This window comes from Shigella sp. FC1967 (genome assembly GCF_001743005.1).
Lineage (GTDB): Bacteria > Pseudomonadota > Gammaproteobacteria > Enterobacterales > Enterobacteriaceae > Proteus.
Genome location: NZ_MIIZ01000887.1, coordinates 1 through 16269 on the forward strand (window position 1 = coordinate 1; position 16269 = coordinate 16269).

The 16269-nt window shown below is 41.3% G+C and carries 25 protein-coding genes, 1 tRNA gene and 2 pseudogenes; 3 read left to right on the forward strand and 25 right to left on the reverse strand.

The window, feature by feature from the left end; translation table 11 throughout:
• The 5 genes and pseudogenes from BHE89_RS15235 to BHE89_RS15255 form a co-directional block, all read right to left on the reverse strand.
• Positions 1-369: pseudogene (locus BHE89_RS15235) on the reverse strand (phage capsid protein); the annotation flags it as partial.
• Between the two features lie 10 nt (positions 370-379).
• The gene (locus BHE89_RS15240; RefSeq protein WP_069367925.1) at positions 380-2581 is read right to left on the reverse strand and encodes a portal protein; all 2202 of its coding nucleotides are present in this window, start codon (positions 2579-2581) and stop codon (positions 380-382) included.
• Positions 2582-2583: 2 nt separating this feature from the next.
• Positions 2584-3996 (reverse strand): PBSX family phage terminase large subunit, encoded by a 1413-nt coding sequence (locus BHE89_RS15245; RefSeq protein WP_069367924.1) that lies wholly within the window; start codon positions 3994-3996, stop codon positions 2584-2586.
• A 1-nt stretch (position 3997) separates the two neighbouring features.
• Positions 3998-4381: a terminase small subunit-like protein gene (locus BHE89_RS15250; RefSeq protein ID WP_069368037.1), complete on the reverse strand. Its 384-nt coding sequence runs from the start codon at positions 4379-4381 to the stop codon at positions 3998-4000.
• Positions 4382-4478: 97 nt separating this feature from the next.
• The gene (locus BHE89_RS15255; RefSeq protein ID WP_069368036.1) at positions 4479-4703 is read right to left on the reverse strand and encodes a DUF2560 family protein; all 225 of its coding nucleotides are present in this window, start codon (positions 4701-4703) and stop codon (positions 4479-4481) included.
• Positions 4704-5109: 406 nt separating this feature from the next.
• Here BHE89_RS15255 and BHE89_RS27490 point away from each other — a divergent pair, with 406 nt between their 5' ends.
• Complete coding sequence (locus tag BHE89_RS27490) at positions 5110-5307, forward strand: ECs_2282 family putative zinc-binding protein (RefSeq protein WP_458694230.1); 198 nt, start codon at positions 5110-5112, stop codon at positions 5305-5307.
• 69 nt (positions 5308-5376) lie between these two features.
• On the opposite strand, the gene lysC is transcribed toward BHE89_RS27490, so the two are convergent.
• The 20 genes and pseudogenes from lysC to BHE89_RS15355 form a co-directional block, all read right to left on the reverse strand.
• Entirely contained in the window at positions 5377-5634 is a 258-nt protein-coding gene (gene lysC / locus BHE89_RS27495) for an Rz1-like lysis system protein LysC (protein ID WP_077885097.1), read from the reverse strand.
• Positions 5522-5914, reverse strand: coding sequence for a hypothetical protein (locus BHE89_RS15270; RefSeq protein ID WP_286138848.1), 393 nt, complete (start codon positions 5912-5914; stop codon positions 5522-5524). Before BHE89_RS15270 ends, lysC begins: the two co-directional genes overlap by 113 nt.
• A complete protein-coding gene (locus tag BHE89_RS15275) occupies positions 5901-6233 on the reverse strand; it encodes a M15 family metallopeptidase (protein WP_036976899.1) in 333 nt (110 codons plus the stop codon). Before BHE89_RS15275 ends, BHE89_RS15270 begins: the two co-directional genes overlap by 14 nt.
• Positions 6230-6565 (reverse strand): phage holin, lambda family, encoded by a 336-nt coding sequence (locus BHE89_RS15280; RefSeq protein ID WP_077885095.1) that lies wholly within the window; start codon positions 6563-6565, stop codon positions 6230-6232. Before BHE89_RS15280 ends, BHE89_RS15275 begins: the two co-directional genes overlap by 4 nt.
• A gap of 105 nt (positions 6566-6670) precedes the next feature.
• A tRNA-Ile gene (locus BHE89_RS15285) sits at positions 6671-6746 on the reverse strand.
• Between the two features lie 314 nt (positions 6747-7060).
• The gene (locus tag BHE89_RS15290; RefSeq protein WP_069367921.1) at positions 7061-7564 is read right to left on the reverse strand and encodes an antiterminator Q family protein; all 504 of its coding nucleotides are present in this window, start codon (positions 7562-7564) and stop codon (positions 7061-7063) included.
• Positions 7561-7752, reverse strand: coding sequence for a hypothetical protein (locus BHE89_RS15295; protein ID WP_069367920.1), 192 nt, complete (start codon positions 7750-7752; stop codon positions 7561-7563). The genes BHE89_RS15290 and BHE89_RS15295 overlap by 4 nt, the downstream gene beginning before the upstream one ends.
• Positions 7752-8372, reverse strand: a complete 621-nt coding sequence (locus BHE89_RS15300; protein WP_069367919.1) for a recombination protein NinG — start codon at positions 8370-8372, stop codon at positions 7752-7754. The genes BHE89_RS15295 and BHE89_RS15300 overlap by 1 nt, the downstream gene beginning before the upstream one ends.
• Positions 8359-8478, reverse strand: a complete 120-nt coding sequence (locus BHE89_RS27500; protein WP_458694231.1) for a protein NinF — start codon at positions 8476-8478, stop codon at positions 8359-8361. The genes BHE89_RS15300 and BHE89_RS27500 overlap by 14 nt, the downstream gene beginning before the upstream one ends.
• Positions 8479-8483: 5 nt before the next feature.
• On the reverse strand, positions 8484-8708 hold the full coding sequence (locus BHE89_RS15305; protein WP_069367918.1) for a DUF3310 domain-containing protein: 225 nt from the start codon (positions 8706-8708) through the stop codon (positions 8484-8486).
• The gene (locus tag BHE89_RS15310; RefSeq protein WP_286138847.1) at positions 8705-9001 is read right to left on the reverse strand and encodes a NinB/YbcN family protein; all 297 of its coding nucleotides are present in this window, start codon (positions 8999-9001) and stop codon (positions 8705-8707) included. The genes BHE89_RS15305 and BHE89_RS15310 overlap by 4 nt, the downstream gene beginning before the upstream one ends.
• A 305-nt stretch (positions 9002-9306) precedes the next feature.
• Positions 9307-9561: a Lar family restriction alleviation protein gene (locus BHE89_RS15315; RefSeq protein ID WP_069367917.1), complete on the reverse strand. Its 255-nt coding sequence runs from the start codon at positions 9559-9561 to the stop codon at positions 9307-9309.
• A gap of 210 nt (positions 9562-9771) precedes the next feature.
• Positions 9772-10014 (reverse strand): hypothetical protein, encoded by a 243-nt coding sequence (locus tag BHE89_RS15320; RefSeq protein ID WP_069367915.1) that lies wholly within the window; start codon positions 10012-10014, stop codon positions 9772-9774.
• A 207-nt stretch (positions 10015-10221) separates the two neighbouring features.
• Positions 10222-10512, reverse strand: a complete 291-nt coding sequence (locus BHE89_RS15330) for a hypothetical protein (protein ID WP_069367913.1) — start codon at positions 10510-10512, stop codon at positions 10222-10224.
• Between the two features lie 226 nt (positions 10513-10738).
• On the reverse strand, positions 10739-11005 hold the full coding sequence (locus BHE89_RS15335; protein ID WP_069367912.1) for a hypothetical protein: 267 nt from the start codon (positions 11003-11005) through the stop codon (positions 10739-10741).
• Positions 11002-12370, reverse strand: a pseudogene (locus BHE89_RS15340) (replicative DNA helicase). Before BHE89_RS15340 ends, BHE89_RS15335 begins: the two are co-directional and overlap by 4 nt.
• A gap of 3 nt (positions 12371-12373) precedes the next feature.
• A complete protein-coding gene (locus BHE89_RS15345; RefSeq protein WP_069367910.1) occupies positions 12374-13210 on the reverse strand; it encodes a replication protein in 837 nt (278 codons plus the stop codon).
• Complete coding sequence (locus BHE89_RS23815) at positions 13203-13379, reverse strand: hypothetical protein (protein WP_171729915.1); 177 nt, start codon at positions 13377-13379, stop codon at positions 13203-13205. Before BHE89_RS23815 ends, BHE89_RS15345 begins: the two co-directional genes overlap by 8 nt.
• A 91-nt stretch (positions 13380-13470) precedes the next feature.
• Positions 13471-13851: a hypothetical protein gene (locus BHE89_RS15350; RefSeq protein ID WP_069367909.1), complete on the reverse strand. Its 381-nt coding sequence runs from the start codon at positions 13849-13851 to the stop codon at positions 13471-13473.
• A 142-nt stretch (positions 13852-13993) separates the two neighbouring features.
• Positions 13994-14221: a transcriptional regulator gene (locus BHE89_RS15355; protein ID WP_069367908.1), complete on the reverse strand. Its 228-nt coding sequence runs from the start codon at positions 14219-14221 to the stop codon at positions 13994-13996.
• Between the two features lie 104 nt (positions 14222-14325).
• On the opposite strand from BHE89_RS15355, the gene BHE89_RS15360 reads away from it, so the two are divergent.
• The gene (locus BHE89_RS15360; RefSeq protein WP_069367907.1) at positions 14326-15051 is read left to right on the forward strand and encodes an XRE family transcriptional regulator; all 726 of its coding nucleotides are present in this window, start codon (positions 14326-14328) and stop codon (positions 15049-15051) included.
• A 417-nt stretch (positions 15052-15468) separates the two neighbouring features.
• On the forward strand, positions 15469-15690 hold the full coding sequence (locus BHE89_RS26035; RefSeq protein WP_286146200.1) for a hypothetical protein: 222 nt from the start codon (positions 15469-15471) through the stop codon (positions 15688-15690).
• The last annotated feature ends 579 nt before the right edge of the window (positions 15691-16269 follow it).

The window sequence follows — 16269 nt, forward strand, 5'->3', positions numbered from 1 at the left end:
CGCTGGCTCTTGCGTTTGCTTGGCTGTAATTTCCTCAAGTTGGCGCCTTAGCTCACGGTTTTCTTTCTGAGTATCTTTAAAGCCTTTTCGAAGGTCTTTAACCCACTGGGGGGCTGTCTTCCCCTCAATTGAATCATCGTCATCAGTTAACGAGATTTCTTCATCGCCGATTTGCAAGGAGTAATCTTGCTCCTGCTCGACACTATGATCTGGTTTTACTTTAGCAGAATCACCAGTGACAACCTCGGCATTATCAGCGGCATTATTCTCACTAACTTGCGTTGGTTGATCTGTATTTTCCTGCTGTTGTGACTCCTGATTTTCAGACACAGGCACTGCCTGACCATCAATGATCAGTTCGTTTTCCATTTATTACTCCTTAACTCTGCGAGAAGTCCGCAGGAGACTGTTGGTTATTTTGTGATTGAATGGTTTTCGCAACGTCTAGGCTTTGCTTATGCTGCGTATCTGTTGCTTTTAGAATTAACTCGGCATCTGCTCGTGATGAGTCACCTTGTTCCTTCTGGAAGTTGTGTAACATTTTAAGCGCCTCTCTAATTTCAGCGCGCTTTGTGCTATCTGCTGATGCAAGAAGTTGAACAACTTTAGCCTCTGCAACTCTAGCTTCTGTTTGAGCTTGGAATGCTTTAACCTGAATGGATAGCTCTTCATTTTTCGTCTTCTGGACTTCTGCCTGCCCTTGCAAGTACACACCTTGCGCCGCCAATAACTCAGCATTAGGCTGTTGTGCCTGTTGCTGTGCCTGAGCAACAATCTGCTCTTCTTCTGCATTGCGAGGTTTGACGACACCTTGAGTAAGTAGCTGATTGCGGTTGTATTCCTTGAACTCATCAAGACCTTCACCATCCATGTTGTCCAAGATAATTCCCTGAACAACTGCGCGCATCGGATCTTGAGGAAGCATCCCAGCAAGAAGATTTGTCAGCACTGAAACAGTGGCATCACGCCTTGCTGTATAAGATGGCCCTACATCAACCGTGACATCATAACGACCAGTAGATAAATCATTCATGGCTACAATTTCGCCTGTTTGTTTATCTCGTATCGTCACAGACATCAGCGCTATATCATCAGTACCATCCTCATTAACTACGCGAACTTGCCTATCAGATCCATATACTTCTCTAGCCATCGACAGCCATACTTCACCAGCCCGTTTCAAGCTTTTAGCCATGTTATCCAGATAGATAAACGATGCCATATCAGAGCGATGCATGAGGTTATTAACAGTCTCTTTGGCAATATTGCTAGGCATTTGCTGCATTGCCTGACTGGCACCAGTTACTTCCTGAATATCTAAGCTTGTTTGCTGCAACAGTGCAGCCATTGCCTGATTAAGTGGCTGTGGTTGCGTATAACCAATTGCTGATGCTGGCGCAATAACATTGCCTTGCTTATCGGTTATTTCATTCAGAGGAAGGAATGCAGGTCTTTTTGAGTTTCTATCAGCCCAGTGTTTTTCAAGCCCTTTAATCTGTTGCTTGCCAACAATAGGAACTGAGCCGGGGTCTTGTGCTGCTGAATCAGCAAGCATTGACACTTGTAAGTTATAAAGGCGCTGTGCGTCCATTGCTTTTGCAATATGCCCCTCAACTCGCTCGACGTCATCAATAAACCAGCGCTTACCATAAACAGGGATTAAAGGAATGTGCTCACCCGGTATTCTCTGAGCTTTCTCAAGGAATCCATCACCATCGACTACTGACACATAAACTCGACGGCGCTTAACTGTTCTTCGAGCAACTTCAACAAAGCCAATATCAATTAATTCATCACCAACCTGCTCAAGTTGTTCGCTGTCATAGGTAACAACCTCTGAAGTAATTGGGTTTTGGAAGCTGACAACATCAACTGATTCTTTTCTTACCTCATAATACTTAGCGATATAGACAACATCAGAATCAAACCAGTCATAATCCCATGACCTATCAATACCTACATCTAACGTTGATGGGTCTTTTTTGTACTCAGCCTTGTACTTCTCGGCGGATAGCGAGTACATGCAAAAAGCCCATTCGGCATCAGACTTGTCATATTTCTTGGCGTCAGGGTCAAACCACACAGAACGAGACGGATCATAAATAGGCTCGATAGAAATTCGCTGTCTGTCATCCATCGGGTCTAACTCATTGACCAAGTTTGTTGTTAACCTAAAGCAACCAAATCCACCTGTTGCTGCGTCATCAAACGCATTATCACAAGCCTCACCACCGTCAGTCTCTTCGTAGTCAGCACGAAACAAACCATTTAACTTATCGGCTAAATCCTCGCTTGCTTCTTTGTCACCCGGTCTGAACTTAACGGTGATGCGGTTGTTGCGATACTCACTGATGATCCTGTTTAGCTCAGTTGCTATCTTGTTTATTTCAAATTTAGGGTATTTCTCAAAGTGGTCATTGAGTTTAGTACCCGCAGATGTTGCACCTTCCCATTGACCACCGGGCACTCGTGCAAACCGTGTTGCTTCGACGCATTTCGCTCTCACATCTTCTTGCGGTGAGTGCGCACGGTCAAACCTGAGCATTATTCGCTCATGTCTTTGTTGTAGTGTTTCAGCCATAGTTACCAACTAGAAGATGATGGAACGTAGATCTCTGTATCGTCATGAATAATAACAGGGCAATACATAGACATCATGAGGGAGTCAGCCAAGTTAGGTGATGGAATGCCAAGTTTTACTTTCATATCAACTTTGGTCATTAGCTCTAACTTGCCGTTACCATTAAACTTACGTTGAATTTGCGTAAGCTCTGCGAATAGTTTTTCTAACATCTGTTCGCCGATTGCCTCTTTGTCGAAGCTAATCATGTCGTCAGGGCTTGCATATTCTCCATGCTCTACTGCTCGATAGGTTAAATAGAGCCTGTCAGCCAATGCATAGTAGAATTGAGCACGCTTATTTCTGAATACATCACCGATGGTTCGACTATTGTCTCCGCTAACCACTTCATCAGCCCATGCGCCAGATTGATATAAGGCACCCTCATCGAAAGGTGATTCGCTACCTTTGAACATTGTTACTGTTGTTTGCTTTCCAGTGAATGCGTCAGTAACTTGCCTGCGCAATGCCGCTCCCAAGCCGTCACCGTCCCACAAGAAATGGTCAGCACCATCTTTGATAGCTTGCTCAGTAGCCCAGTCAGCACCATCGTTAACATCCATTAGCAAACCTTCTGCAACTTTGTTAACTACTGATCCCCTGCGTGAAACATACCCCTTGGCATCTCCGCCAGTATCAGACGGGTCGTGAGTTGAAATGACCGCGCCTTTGGCTTTCCATCCTAACTTCTTGTGTGCGTCGGTAGCAGCCTCTAGCCATTCACGCTTGATAATAGCCATATCACTAGCGCTTACCGGCTCACCAAGCCAGATATGCCGATATAGTGTTGGATTCTTGCGCTTACATTCCTCCATCTCTAATCTCAGCACGTCAGGAAAGTGAGGGTTATCGGTATAGTTGGCAGTAAGCAAGCAAATATCATCAGGTGGGTTAACAACGAAACGCTGATAGGTGTCATCAAGAATGTTTTTTGGGTTAAAGCTCACCCATATTTCAGAGTTGGGCTTTCTAATTGTCGGGATCAGAATATCCCAACTCTCTTTTGTTACCGCCTCCGCTTCTTCCACCCAACAAACATCAACACCTTCAAGCGATTTAATCTTTGTCGGATTATTCTTGATGCCGTAAAACATAAACTCAGCGCCAGTGCCAAGATGCTTAATCATGGTGCGCTGAATTTCGAACTCATTGTTATAGCCTTCTCTCTCTATGGTATCTTCAAGAAGCCTGATAACTGAGTCACTAATACTGTTTTGCAATTCACGAGCGCAAAGTATACGTACCGGCTGTCTCCTTGCTGCTTCAACGAGAAGCCTAGCTATCGCCCAAGATTTACCGCTACCCCTGCCACCTTTAGCGACTTTGTAACGGTGCGCCTCAATGAATGGCATAAAGATAGGGTTTATCTGTGTCATGCTATTTACCGAATAATGAACTCATAGGTGATGTTTCTATTTGAATTGCGCCGCCATCAGCACCAGTAATTTCCTGTGTAACTTTGTCGCCATACTTCTTGGGAGACATTCTAGCCAGCGACCATTTTCGAGTGTCGATCCTAAGCTTAGCCTTAGCCACCTCAGCGGAATCAGGAAGCACGTCATCAGCTATTTCTAGAATCTCTTCAAATAATGCATCAGCCCTTTGCTCTGTTGCCTTCGCGTATTGGTCTCGAAACTCTGCATTTTCGGATAACCAACGGAATACTGTCGCTTTACTTGGCATTCCAGGTCTCCTGCAAACCGATCGCAAACTTTCTCCCTCTGCAAGCTTTGAACAAATGTCATGAGCAGTCTCAGGCATGTAATCAGACGGGCGACCACCTTTATTTTCCTTTGTCACAGTGACCTCCTTTAATCAATTATCCAGCCCACTCGCAAATGAGCTGTGTAATTAACTACTATGTGAATAAATCTAGTGCTTGCTGAGCATCACGAGCGGCTTTCTGTGCTCGCGCTACAAACTGAGCTTCTGTCTGACATGTCTTATATGCGTCTTTGAATAACTCAAACTTGAGAGCATCGTCTTTAACGAACTCGATAGCTGCTTGAGCCGCTGCGGTATCATTGCCAACTAACCGTAATAGCTCTAAGCGCATTTGATTTTGTGCTGTAATTTCTGTCATTTGATGTTCCTGTGTGAAGTTAATCGCAACCATCATCACGTATCACTACGTTAATCAGGTCGCTTCTAGTCTGTTCCTAGCAGTCAAGATATGATCACTCTCCTTAATGGATAAACGATTTATCTAACCTTGTCGGGGTTATTCTTTGGGAATGCTTTTATCCAGCTCTTCACGGAATTTAACTGGATTATCTGAACCTTCTACTGCCATGATATTTCTCCATTAAAAAGCCCCGCTATTGAGCGAGTCGTAATTAAGATTTTCTTTACTTTGTGGCTAAGGTCACCAGATCAATAAAGTCCTGACAGAACTCTAGTCTGTGTCCGTGATCATCCACGAAGTTATATTTGTTAAAATGTTCTAATATTTCCTCGGGACTTTTCCCGTTAATAGGAGATTTTTTAGTATGAGTAACGTTAGCTTCAAGTGCCCTGGCTGTCACAAGGATCTCGTTGTAAGCTCCAGCGTCAAGGTCGAGAAAATAGACGACCTCATTGATGCTAAATGTAGTTCCTGTGGAAGGGTTATCCGTAAGGATGATCTTGCTAAACAAGCTAGGGAGCACGCTGAGAAGATGCTCAAGAACGCCATCAGAAAACGTTGATTTAAGCTCTTCAATTTTTTTTATCTAATCGACTGGTATCAAATTTAACTGATGCCAGTATTGGGCTTTTCATTTTATCACCTGTCGTTGTTGTTCAATTTCCCGTATTGCTTTCTTGTCTGAATTACATTGCTCAATAACCGATAACAGGGAGATGTTTAACATTAACGACTCTCCCCATGTCATTTGCTCTGGTATGTAGGGCAATAGACAATCAGCGGTTAGGTGTGCTGGTATCGCTATGTGTTCCACTGGCACGTATTCTTTCTGAATAGTCGTGCATCCTGATAAGAGCGTCACTAGGAATAGCAGTATTGGCGCAATCATTATTGACAAGAACAGTTTTGATAACCGTTTTAACTTTTTCAGAATCCACGGCTGACCTATTCCGCTCGTCGCTATTAAGTGATGAGACATTGTTGATAATCCTGAATGTACGGTTGGCGTTTTCTGTGATTGAGTTTTGGCGAGATAACTGATTGGTTGCTGTGTTGTAATCTTTGCTCAGTTTGTCGTAATCATCTATTACCCACCATAGCCAGAATGCAGATATTGCTAGTAGTCCAGCTAATACCTTGGTTAGCGTATTCATATCACTTAACGCCATTGTGCTCTAACGAGTAGTGATTGCCGTCATTGAATCGACCGCCCCACGTACCGCCGATAGATTCCCAATATTCACCAAGTAATTTATGGTCACTTGATGCTGTTAGATATTTACCGTCTTTAAATAGGTTGAAATCCACAGCTAGGCGTTGTGTGTGTAAGCTGTTTTTAATACCCGCACCTGATTTGGCATTTAACTGTGCCTGCTCTGGCGTTCGGTATGCTTCCGAGAATGTCAGCTCATACCCGTTGTCGTAGGCAAAAATAATTAAATCCGCAATCATACGAGTGAACTTGCGTTGTTTCTCACCGAGTGTCATTTGTTAACTCCGAATTTATTTTTGAAGAACGACATTACCGCTTCCACGATTGCACCGATTTTCTTAGTACCTAGGAAGCCAATAAACACACCAAAAAACTGAGCCAAGCTGATAGGCAACTTTGCATACTCCAAAGCAGTAATGATGCCGATACTGATAAAGGCACATATAGCCGCCTCAGATAGAGATGCCTTCCATCCCGAACCTTCTCTTTTCTCTCTGGTAAAAGCAGTCATTCCGGCTAACAAAACGCCAGCGATAAGTGGCGCATTTATTGTTATCCAGTCCCAGATTTGCACCCAGAATTCTGTATTTTTTTCAGGCATGCGCATACTCACCCCCTGCGGAGTGTTCCGTAATTAAAGTTAATAGAACGCCGACTCACAGCTCTTATGTGAACGTGATAACGAGGGTAATTGTTCTGTGGTCGGCATATTTGGTGCACCTAGAACGGATTCGAACCGATAACCCATCGATTATGAGTCGAGTGCTCTACCATTGAGCTACTGGTGCATATAAGAAAAAAGACCGCCTAAGCGATCTTCTGAATGTGAACTATCCGGTAATTCCGGATGGTTGGATTACCACAATGCAAATAAGCACTCTGGATAAATATCAAAAACTTATTCCCTCGAATTCGGGGGAATTAAAATAGAAAGCCCCAAACGTATCGCAAACCAGATTTCTCCGTTCTACGTAGAGGTTATGAGGGGCACTGTTTCTGTAACAAAAACCCCCGCCGAAGCGAGGTCTTGAATGAGGTAAGTAAACTTAAGAGTCACGTAAAGCAACTTACCTTATAATTGTTGCTCATTTGCTCATTTATGTCAATAGCAAGGTTCAGCAATATTTTTAACTTTAGCTACACGTTTACGATTATTCATTGCATTTCGCAGAGGTTCGTACAATAACCACTGTGCGGCCTTGAGCTTTTCGTCAACTTCTCGCCTTAATGTAATTAACGCAGGTTTCTTTAGCTTCCCTCCTGACCTTGTATTCATTTTGCGTGGTTTTGCAACTCGGTGATAGTAAGATGCAATCGACAACTTAGATGAACCATGAGCGTAATAACTTAGTAATATTCCATAAGCCTGTGTGTCAGTGGCGATGACTGAATCTACGACCTGAGAAATCAACATTCCTTCATCGTCATTGCACATAGGTCTTGATGGGTTTTTACTTGGCTCTACTGTTTGCATGAATTTATAAATCATGTTGATCATACGAATATCAATACGACCAGAATATACCCACGCCCCCCATAGATTTAACCAACCATCTAGCCAGCGAAACTGCTCATCTGTTAATTCTTTCTCTCCGATATAGCTCATCTCGCCTCCGGTAATACTGTGTGATAATCATCATTTGCAGTTGTATATAAAACCCTGACACCATCCATCAGTCCGCATAACACTTCCATGCATTCAGCAATCTGGATTACACAGAAATTAACTCGACCGCCTGATCTTGATTTTAAATATCTTGCTTCTTCAATAGCTGCGATTAAGTCAGTGAACATTAAGCCACCTCCGAATATTGATCCTTTCGCCTTTTCTCATACCAACGGGCCCTACGAGTGAATATGGATTTCATTCGCTTGAGATATTCGATGTCGAATTTACGGACCGTGTTATCGTGCTCTAAACGAATTACTCGCTCTTCGCCGATTTTATTGATGAGATTAATGCGATATGGAATGAGATTTCCTGACAGGTCCCTATTGCAGTGAACACAGCCAGCGTGAATATTGAGTAAATTAAATCTTAAATGACGTGCCGAACCCCTTAACCTGTAATGACTAGCATCTACGGACCCACCTCTTACCCCATAATTTAAGGCTCTACCACAAGCAATGCAGGGTTTACCGTAGTCTCGCCAAAAGATGTATTTATTTACTGCCGCTTGGGCCTCTTTGTTCCAGTCTGATTTTGTCTTTAACTTTTCCTTTCTGGCCCGCAATATTTTTCTTTCCTCAGATAAACGTTTCTTACGGTCCTTTTCTTCGGTCCGTTTAATTTCATTTGAGGCGAATTTTATTGCACAAGATGTGGAGCAGACTTTTTGGGTAGATAGGTAGGGAATGAATTCTTTGTTGCAGACTTTACAGGCTTTGAGCTTCGGCTTTTTAGCCTTCGCCACTCTTTTCCTCCTTGATTTTATCCATCACTTCTAAATGAGCGTATTCATCAGCACACTGAGCACACACGTAAATTTCATCACCTGTTAGCGGTCTATTGCATGACATGCATTTCATTTTCCAGCCTCCACTTCTTCAACGAGTCGACTCATATACCAACGAGCCTTTTTCAAATCTTCGACTGGATTAATTTTCTTTTCGTATCGCCAGACATACTTTTGAATATTGCCTTTGAGGTAGCCTAGAAACGCCTCTTTGGTCATGCTGGCTTTAATGGCATCTATGCACTCAATATCACCTGATGCGTAGTGAAGAGGGTTATTTACGTTGTCTATCATTCTTCTTGCTTCCTTTTCAATTCCATATATTGAGAGTTATCAGGTATCGTCACGAAACAACCTATACCTACCGCCCAGCGTTCTACCTGCTCCATGTAGAAATACATATCGCCAGTGTCTAAATCAGAAGTTTTGCGCAACTGTCTAATTAGCTCCACGTCACCTGTGACCGCATTAATCATTTCAACCTCCTCATAACCTAAGAAGGTGTGTTTCATCATCTTTTTGACGCTTTCTTTAGTGTGTTTAATGCCGTTTTTGCATAAATACTTACTGATTTCGTCATACCACAAATGCGAAAGTGAATTCTGAGATAGTGAACGTTTTTTTTTTCCAAGGCTTGATGATGATTCGGTGTGGTTGGTTTGTTGCTAGAACTTCTTTGAGGTGTTGCCATGCGGTATTTTTGGTTGATTCGTGGAAGAGGAAATCTGCTTCCAAGTTACCTCCTGTATTTAATGTTATATCTCCACAGTGTCATGCCACATCGAGAGCAAAAGAAATATGATCCGTCATTACAGCAGTTTTCTTGCTTTTCGAATTTATGACCAGTGAAAAAACATCTGATTGTTGTGATTGCTGAAATGCTCATTTCTTATCACTCACTGTTAGCTCTCCTGTTAAAACGATGCGCTGAATAATCACGGTCAATTTGCATTAATTCTTCTGCTGTCATGTCATCAGAATTATCGGGGTAAATATCGTTATTGTGGGTAAAAGAGAAATCAGCGCCACAATCAGCATTAGTACATTCGATATGATCACAAAGGTGGTTATCTTCTGGGTTAGGCTCGTTCTCGCCACACCATTTAACTTTACTGCCACAAAATGGGCATTTCTTGAGTTCGTTCATACTACTTATCCTTTCTGAAAGGGAGTTTATTTTCGATGTAGTCAATTAATGAAAATAAAATTTGTCGTACGTGTTTTCTGGCAAAGTGGATCGGCGTATCAATTAGAAAAAGTAGAAAGTAAACTATGCTTATTGGGAGCATGAATACAATTAAAACTGTCCATCTAACTAAATAGGTAATCTCGTTGCCTTTAAATTTCGCCCACTTCATCATTCACCCTCTGGCATTGGTGGGAGTGGTAGGTCTTTGATGTACATCCAGTAGTCGAATGTTTCCAGTGGAGCGGAGTCATGTTCTAAGTTGTTATGTGGGAACCATCTGAGTTCATTGTTACTGTCGCAATGAATTAGCTCATAGGTTATGTTTTGAATATGCTCTCCAAAAATAACAATTACCGCCTCACCTTCTGTTGGTAATTTGTCCTTTGTCTTAAACCAATTAACTCCCTCCATTAGATACCTCCTTTCGGTTTAGTCTTTTAACAAACGCATCAGAATCAATTCTTAAAAGGCGATTCATAACCTTTTCACAACGATATGGTTTGTGCATTTTTCGATTGCGGTCCGCTGTCTTTTTCCCGCCTCTCACATATCTACGCTTGCGTGTCATTGCCTCATCAGCGTAGAGCCACATCAACTTTTTAAGTTCTGTTCCTTTCATCACTCAACACCTCGCTTAATTGCCCGCTTAGCTTCTCTGCGTATTGCTATTCCCATGCGTTCTAGCCAGTCTGCGTATTTCAGCAAAGCCTCAGTTTCAGTTTCTAGTCTAGGGAAATCGTCCAAATTCAAACTAACTTCCCAGCCATGAAGTGCCTGTCTTTTGGTGACTTTTATTTTCTGCTCCAAGCGTGTTTTCTCGTTGTAGTGAAGCAACTGATAGGTTTTAACTTTTTTGTCGTCATCCTTTTGGTATGCGACTAGTTCCATCTTAGTTTGCTTGGTTTTCATCACTCACCCCCTCACGATTCCCATTCATAGCCGACTTTAATTGCCAGATCACGACGCATCACTTCTGCTCGCTCATGTAAATCGTCCATTATTTCCTCAAGGCGAAGAGCTAAAGCGTACATCCTGTCTAGGCTTTGCTGTCTGCTCCTTTCTTGCGCCTTAATCACGTATTCGTAATATGCACTCATCTAAAAATCCTCTTGCGTGTTCCCCCACAGGAACTTGATTAGTTAATTTTGATATTCGATTTAACGCTTGCTACACGAATGAAATAACGTAATAGCTCAGTGTTCATCCACTGCTTTTCAGTCAAATGAAATACCCATGAAAGCAACTTCTCTGCGGTGTTACATGAGGAGATAGAAATCTCATATTGATCAACTTCATTGTTACTTAACTGGAAAACAAAGTGATTGCCTTCAACTTTTAAAATAGAACGCAACACTTCAATCCTTTCAATAAAATCATCCGTATCTAACTGCTCTAAATTCATACATTTGCTCCTTGAAATCTTCTCTGTTGTGGTCTGCTACTTTGTTGACAGATGCTAGATGCTTGAGCCTGATCGGTGTCAAGAAAGTGACCATTTTTGAATAATTGATAAACAGTTCCCAATTTCCCAAATCGGTTTTTTGTCACAATTATTTCTGCGTAAGCTGCTGCGGGGGAGTTTTCATTATAGACTGCATCGCGATAAAGCATGATGATGCTATCTGCATCTTGCTCTACACTTCCTGAGTCTCTTAAATCCGCATTTGTAGGTCGTTTGTTCGGTCTCTTTTCAACATCACGAGATAGCTGACTTAGTGAAATAACAGGAGTTCTGATGTTTTTAGCTAACCCTTTCAACGTTGCTGAAATGTGAGCAATAGCCAAATCGTTACGTTCTGCACGAGGCTTCTCAATCAACCCTAAGTAATCGACCATGATCAGCGATAATTCGGGATGACGCTTCTTGTGTCTTGTTGAAATTGCAGTGATTTGCTCAACGGTTAACTTACTGGCATCGACGACCCAGACATTCAAGCCAAGTAAATTACCTGCACCCATAGATACCCTTCCCCAATCTTCGTCACTCATACGAGATGGGTTTCTCAATGCGCTAACAGATAGATTTGCGGATCCTGCAATCTGACGCTCTACGATTTGCTGAGAGTCCATTTCCATTGAGAAAATTAAAACGCATTTCTTGGTGTCAGATCCGATAACATTTTGAGACGCAACGCCTTCTGTAATTTTCAGTGCGATTTCTGTTTTACCCATTCCTGGTCTAGCGGCGATAATGACCAAATCAACAGGGTTGATGCCTCCCATAATTTCATCTAATTCGCGGATCCCCCGTTTTTAGTGTGTCCGACTCCTCGCCTTTGTTAACACGTTCTTGTAAAACTTCCGTGTAATCTTCGATTAACGATGACACATGGACGGGTGCGATATCACCTTTCGAAGAATGCATATCAGATGCCTGAGCAAGAAAACTTCCCATTGCCTCACTGGCTTGCTCAATAGTTCCTTTCTCAATCACACCACGCACAGAATCCATTAACTGGATCATAGCTCTACGGTTATGATTATCGGTCACCATCTTGGCATAGCCTTTTAGGTTGGCTGCGCTAGGGCAATCCTTGGCTGTTTGAATGATGTTTGCTAGGTGTTCACTTCCCATTCCTTCAGCAACCATCATCATATCGATGACACCGCGAGACTTAGCTTGTTTTTGAATAACTTGATAGGCTTCTCGATAGAACCTAACTGAAAATGATTCAGGCTCTAAAGTGGCCAAAACATCCGAGGCATCAGGCGTTAACCCTGAAATTAACAAACCGCCAATAACACTTGCTTCAAATTCCGTATTGATCACTTAAAACCCCCTGTCAGCAAATTTACCTTCTCGAACACCTGTCAACGTTGTTTCTCTTAGCAGATAATCAATATCAGCCGTCCAGCCTGTATCGTTTTCACCAAAATAAAATGGCTTAGCCATTCGCACAAAGGCTCTAACGTAGGCTCGCCAACCATCAACATTTGCCGTTGCAAGGTTTTTGATTATCTTCCTGATCCGTGTTTTACGTTTCTCGTTGGCTTCCACAGCATGAGGCAGTCTGTCACCAACTTCCTCGTTGTAGGCATTGAGATATTCATCGTAGTTAATTGGAGTTGATTTTCTCTTGGTGGGTTTTGCCGATTCTCCCCCTTTCACCTCGTGAGGGGTAAGGGGTGTATTACTTTCTTTCTTTTCTTTTGTAATAGTTTCTTTTGTGTGTCCCTGTTTTGGTGACAGCGCTGTCACGCTTTTGGTGACATTTTTTGTCACTGTTTTGGTGACAATGACACCGTTTTGGTGACAGTCAGGAATATCCCACTCAGTTAGGTTTTTATTAGGCCCTATCGCCATACCAACTTTCACTATAACTTTCATAGCGATAAGCTCATTTTTTGCCTTGTTAACTTTCTGTCTTGGTAGTCTAGTTAACTCTGCCAACTGACTGTCTGATATGCGGTCTGTTTTCTTATTAAACCCATAAGTTTTCCTGCAAATAGCATGAGCAACTTTTGCCTGATTCTTTGTTAGGTTTGCACCAATTAATTCTTCGTAAAGCTCATTAGCTAATTTTGTATAGCCATTATCAAGATCTGCCACGTTAGGCCTCTCTTGCCGTCGTTGATTACCAAAATCTGCATATGCAACATTACTCATGCGATCCTCCTAGTAATTTCTCACGATGCTCATTTCTCAATTTTGCATCTTCGAATGCTTCCTTTAGACGTTTACTTCCTAACGGTGTCACTTCTCGTAACGCCTTATCTCGCATGATGTTTTTATGCACTTCGTGACGATTAAACCAATGATTAACCTTTTTCTTCATGGTATAATTCCCTTATTCCTAAGCTGTATCAGCAAAAGGAAAGCTCAAAATCAGCTTCCCTTTAATACTGGTTATTGATACAGTGTATTTGTTAGTTGAACAGACCTAATTGTTCTTCTCTAAAGGCCTCAGTTGTTCCCGCAATTGAGGCTTTTTCATATGCATGAACTTGAAGTTTTAACCTCGATAGCTCAGCCATATTTTCCAGATACAATCTATAATCTGATTCCCTGATAACCTTCTCGCCTTCCCTCACAAAACCAATTACACGACGTGTGGCAAGCATTTCGCATACACCATCAATAGATTGGATTCTTCTTGAGATAGTCGAGTCTGAGCGTGATGTGGCTTGTGCAATTTCTCGCTGATCACCATCACGTAATATTTGAAGTGCGTTACTAACTAAATGACGTGTTCTAAATTCAATAGCTCGTTTGTCACGAACTGTTTTGCATGTGTTTCCGTATTCCATTTGTTAAAGTCCTTATTAATTACTTCCCATATTGGGAACAACAGTAATGATCCGTGGCTCATTCCATATGAGCTGATTGTTGATAATAATTTGCCGATTGAAGTCAAAAGGCACTGCATGAATTTTTTAAAGAGCGATTGTGTTACCAGTATTTATTACCCAAATCCCATAAGTGCGGTAAGTCAGGGCGAATATCTTTTCCTTTAACTTGACCGTTTGTAGCTTTAACAATTAATGGGATATGCTCAGGTGATACTTTTGCCTTGTTATGTAGCCACTTAAAAACTGCTTGCTGTGTTATGCCACATGCTTCACCTAGTTTTTTTTGTGTCCCTACAATATCAATGGCGGTTTTAATTGCTTTGTTCATAAAAACCTCCGTTGTTTATTTTATATATAATAAAACCTTAGTTGTTTTTAATCAACAACTATATTTGTTTGAATGCCAACAACTGCGGTTGTATATTTAAGACTATGAAAACTACTCTTGCACAACGATTAAAAAAAGCTCGTAAATTGTCGGGCTTATCTCAAAAAGAACTAGGCGAGGCTGTTGGTATATCACAGGCTGCAATTCAAAAGATTGAGGTTGGGAATGCGCAAAATTCAACAAAATTAATAGAAATAGCTAAAGTTCTGAGAGTGTCACCTGAATGGTTGTCGTCTGGTAATGGCGAAGAGCCAACTATTCCTGTTATCCATAGTTCGGAAGTCAGCAACATAAGTACTGATACGCACTCGGATGAAGTGGGTGGTATTAGTAATGCTTATAAGGTTGAAATACTAGACGTAGAAGCGAGTGCAGGTGCTGGCGTGATGGTTATCGATGATTTTATAGAGACTATCACGGCTATTGAGTATTCAGCGGATGAAGCAAAAAGATTATTCGGTGGAAGACCTTCAAATACGATAAAGATGATCACTGTAAAAGGTGATTCGATGGCTGAAACGTTCGAACCTAGGGATCAGATATTCGTAGATATAACCACAAACTTTTTTGATGGTGACGGGATTTATGTGTTCGTATTGGATAACCAGCTCTACATAAAGCGATTGCAGAAACAGTATAAGCGCCTAGCAGTTATATCTGACAACCCTAGATATGAAACTTGGTATCTGGACGAAGATGCTATTAATGGGCTTTATATATGCGCTAAAGTGCTAGTTAGCCAGTCTATTACTTATAAATTCCACGGCTAACCCAATGCCTGACGACACGTTTTAGAGTGTAGGGAATAAAAAACGTAATATGATTTAAATACATGGATAATTTTATGCAAAATTTAGATAATGCGCTGCAAGGATTTATAACATATAACATTGATAAGTTTAAGGAAAAACACTTTCCTGATGCTGATATTGTGTCTTATTATGGTGGAATAAATTTTTGGTCTAAACATGCATTCCAACCAACAGTATCTTTTCTTGGTAAAGCAGCCCAAAAAAGGAGAGTAAAAAAACTGGTAATTCTACTTCAGACGACAGGTGGGAGTGTAGAATCAGTTGAAAAACTGGTAGAAATAACAAGATATTTCTACGACGAGGTATATTTTATAGTTCCTGACTTTGCTATGTCAGCTGGAACAATATGGTGCATGTCAGGTGATAGAATTTTATATGGATTATGCGTCATCGCTAGGCCCCATAGATCCACAAGTAGCCAACCCAGATGATAAATGGGTTCCAGCATTAGGTTATTTAGATAAAGTAGAAGAGATTATAAAAAAATCCGAACAAGGGGTTGTTACTCAAGCAGAGTTAATGATGCTTAACCGTTTAGACCTTGCCGAACTTCGAAGATATGAGGAAAGCAAGAGAATTATCAAAAAGAACTCTTGAAAAAAGTGGCTTGTTGATTATAAAATTTAAAAGAATGGAAATTATAAAGAGAGTTCAGGTGAAAGTCGTTAGTTTACAGGATAAAAATGGATAGAGCGGAAAGAAATAGCTATACTATTATCTGATAATAAACGATGGCACTCACATGGTAGATCAATTGGCATTAAAACTATAATTGATACTTTAAAGTTAAAAGTTGAAGATTACTCAGACGATGAGGATTTTTTCAGCTGAAGTTATTTGATATTCATAATTTATTACTTCAATTTGCAATGAAATCAAATCAAGAAATAGTTGTCATAGGGTCAACACCATTTTTAGATGAAGAAGACCCACAACTGGAGATAGAAAATGAATAAGGCTACTAACTCAAAAATCATTACAAAATGTCATTTCTATAAGAAATAAAGAAATAAATGAAAGACAAGTAAAAATGATTCGTGATCTTGATGATATGGGGTTGTTAGTTACACCTTCGTTCAATCTCAAATGCTCCCCATCGGCATATTTTCAACCTAGAAATAATTAACACTATTAAGAATAACCCACCCAGCCCTCCCAGCCCTCCCCGCGAGGGGC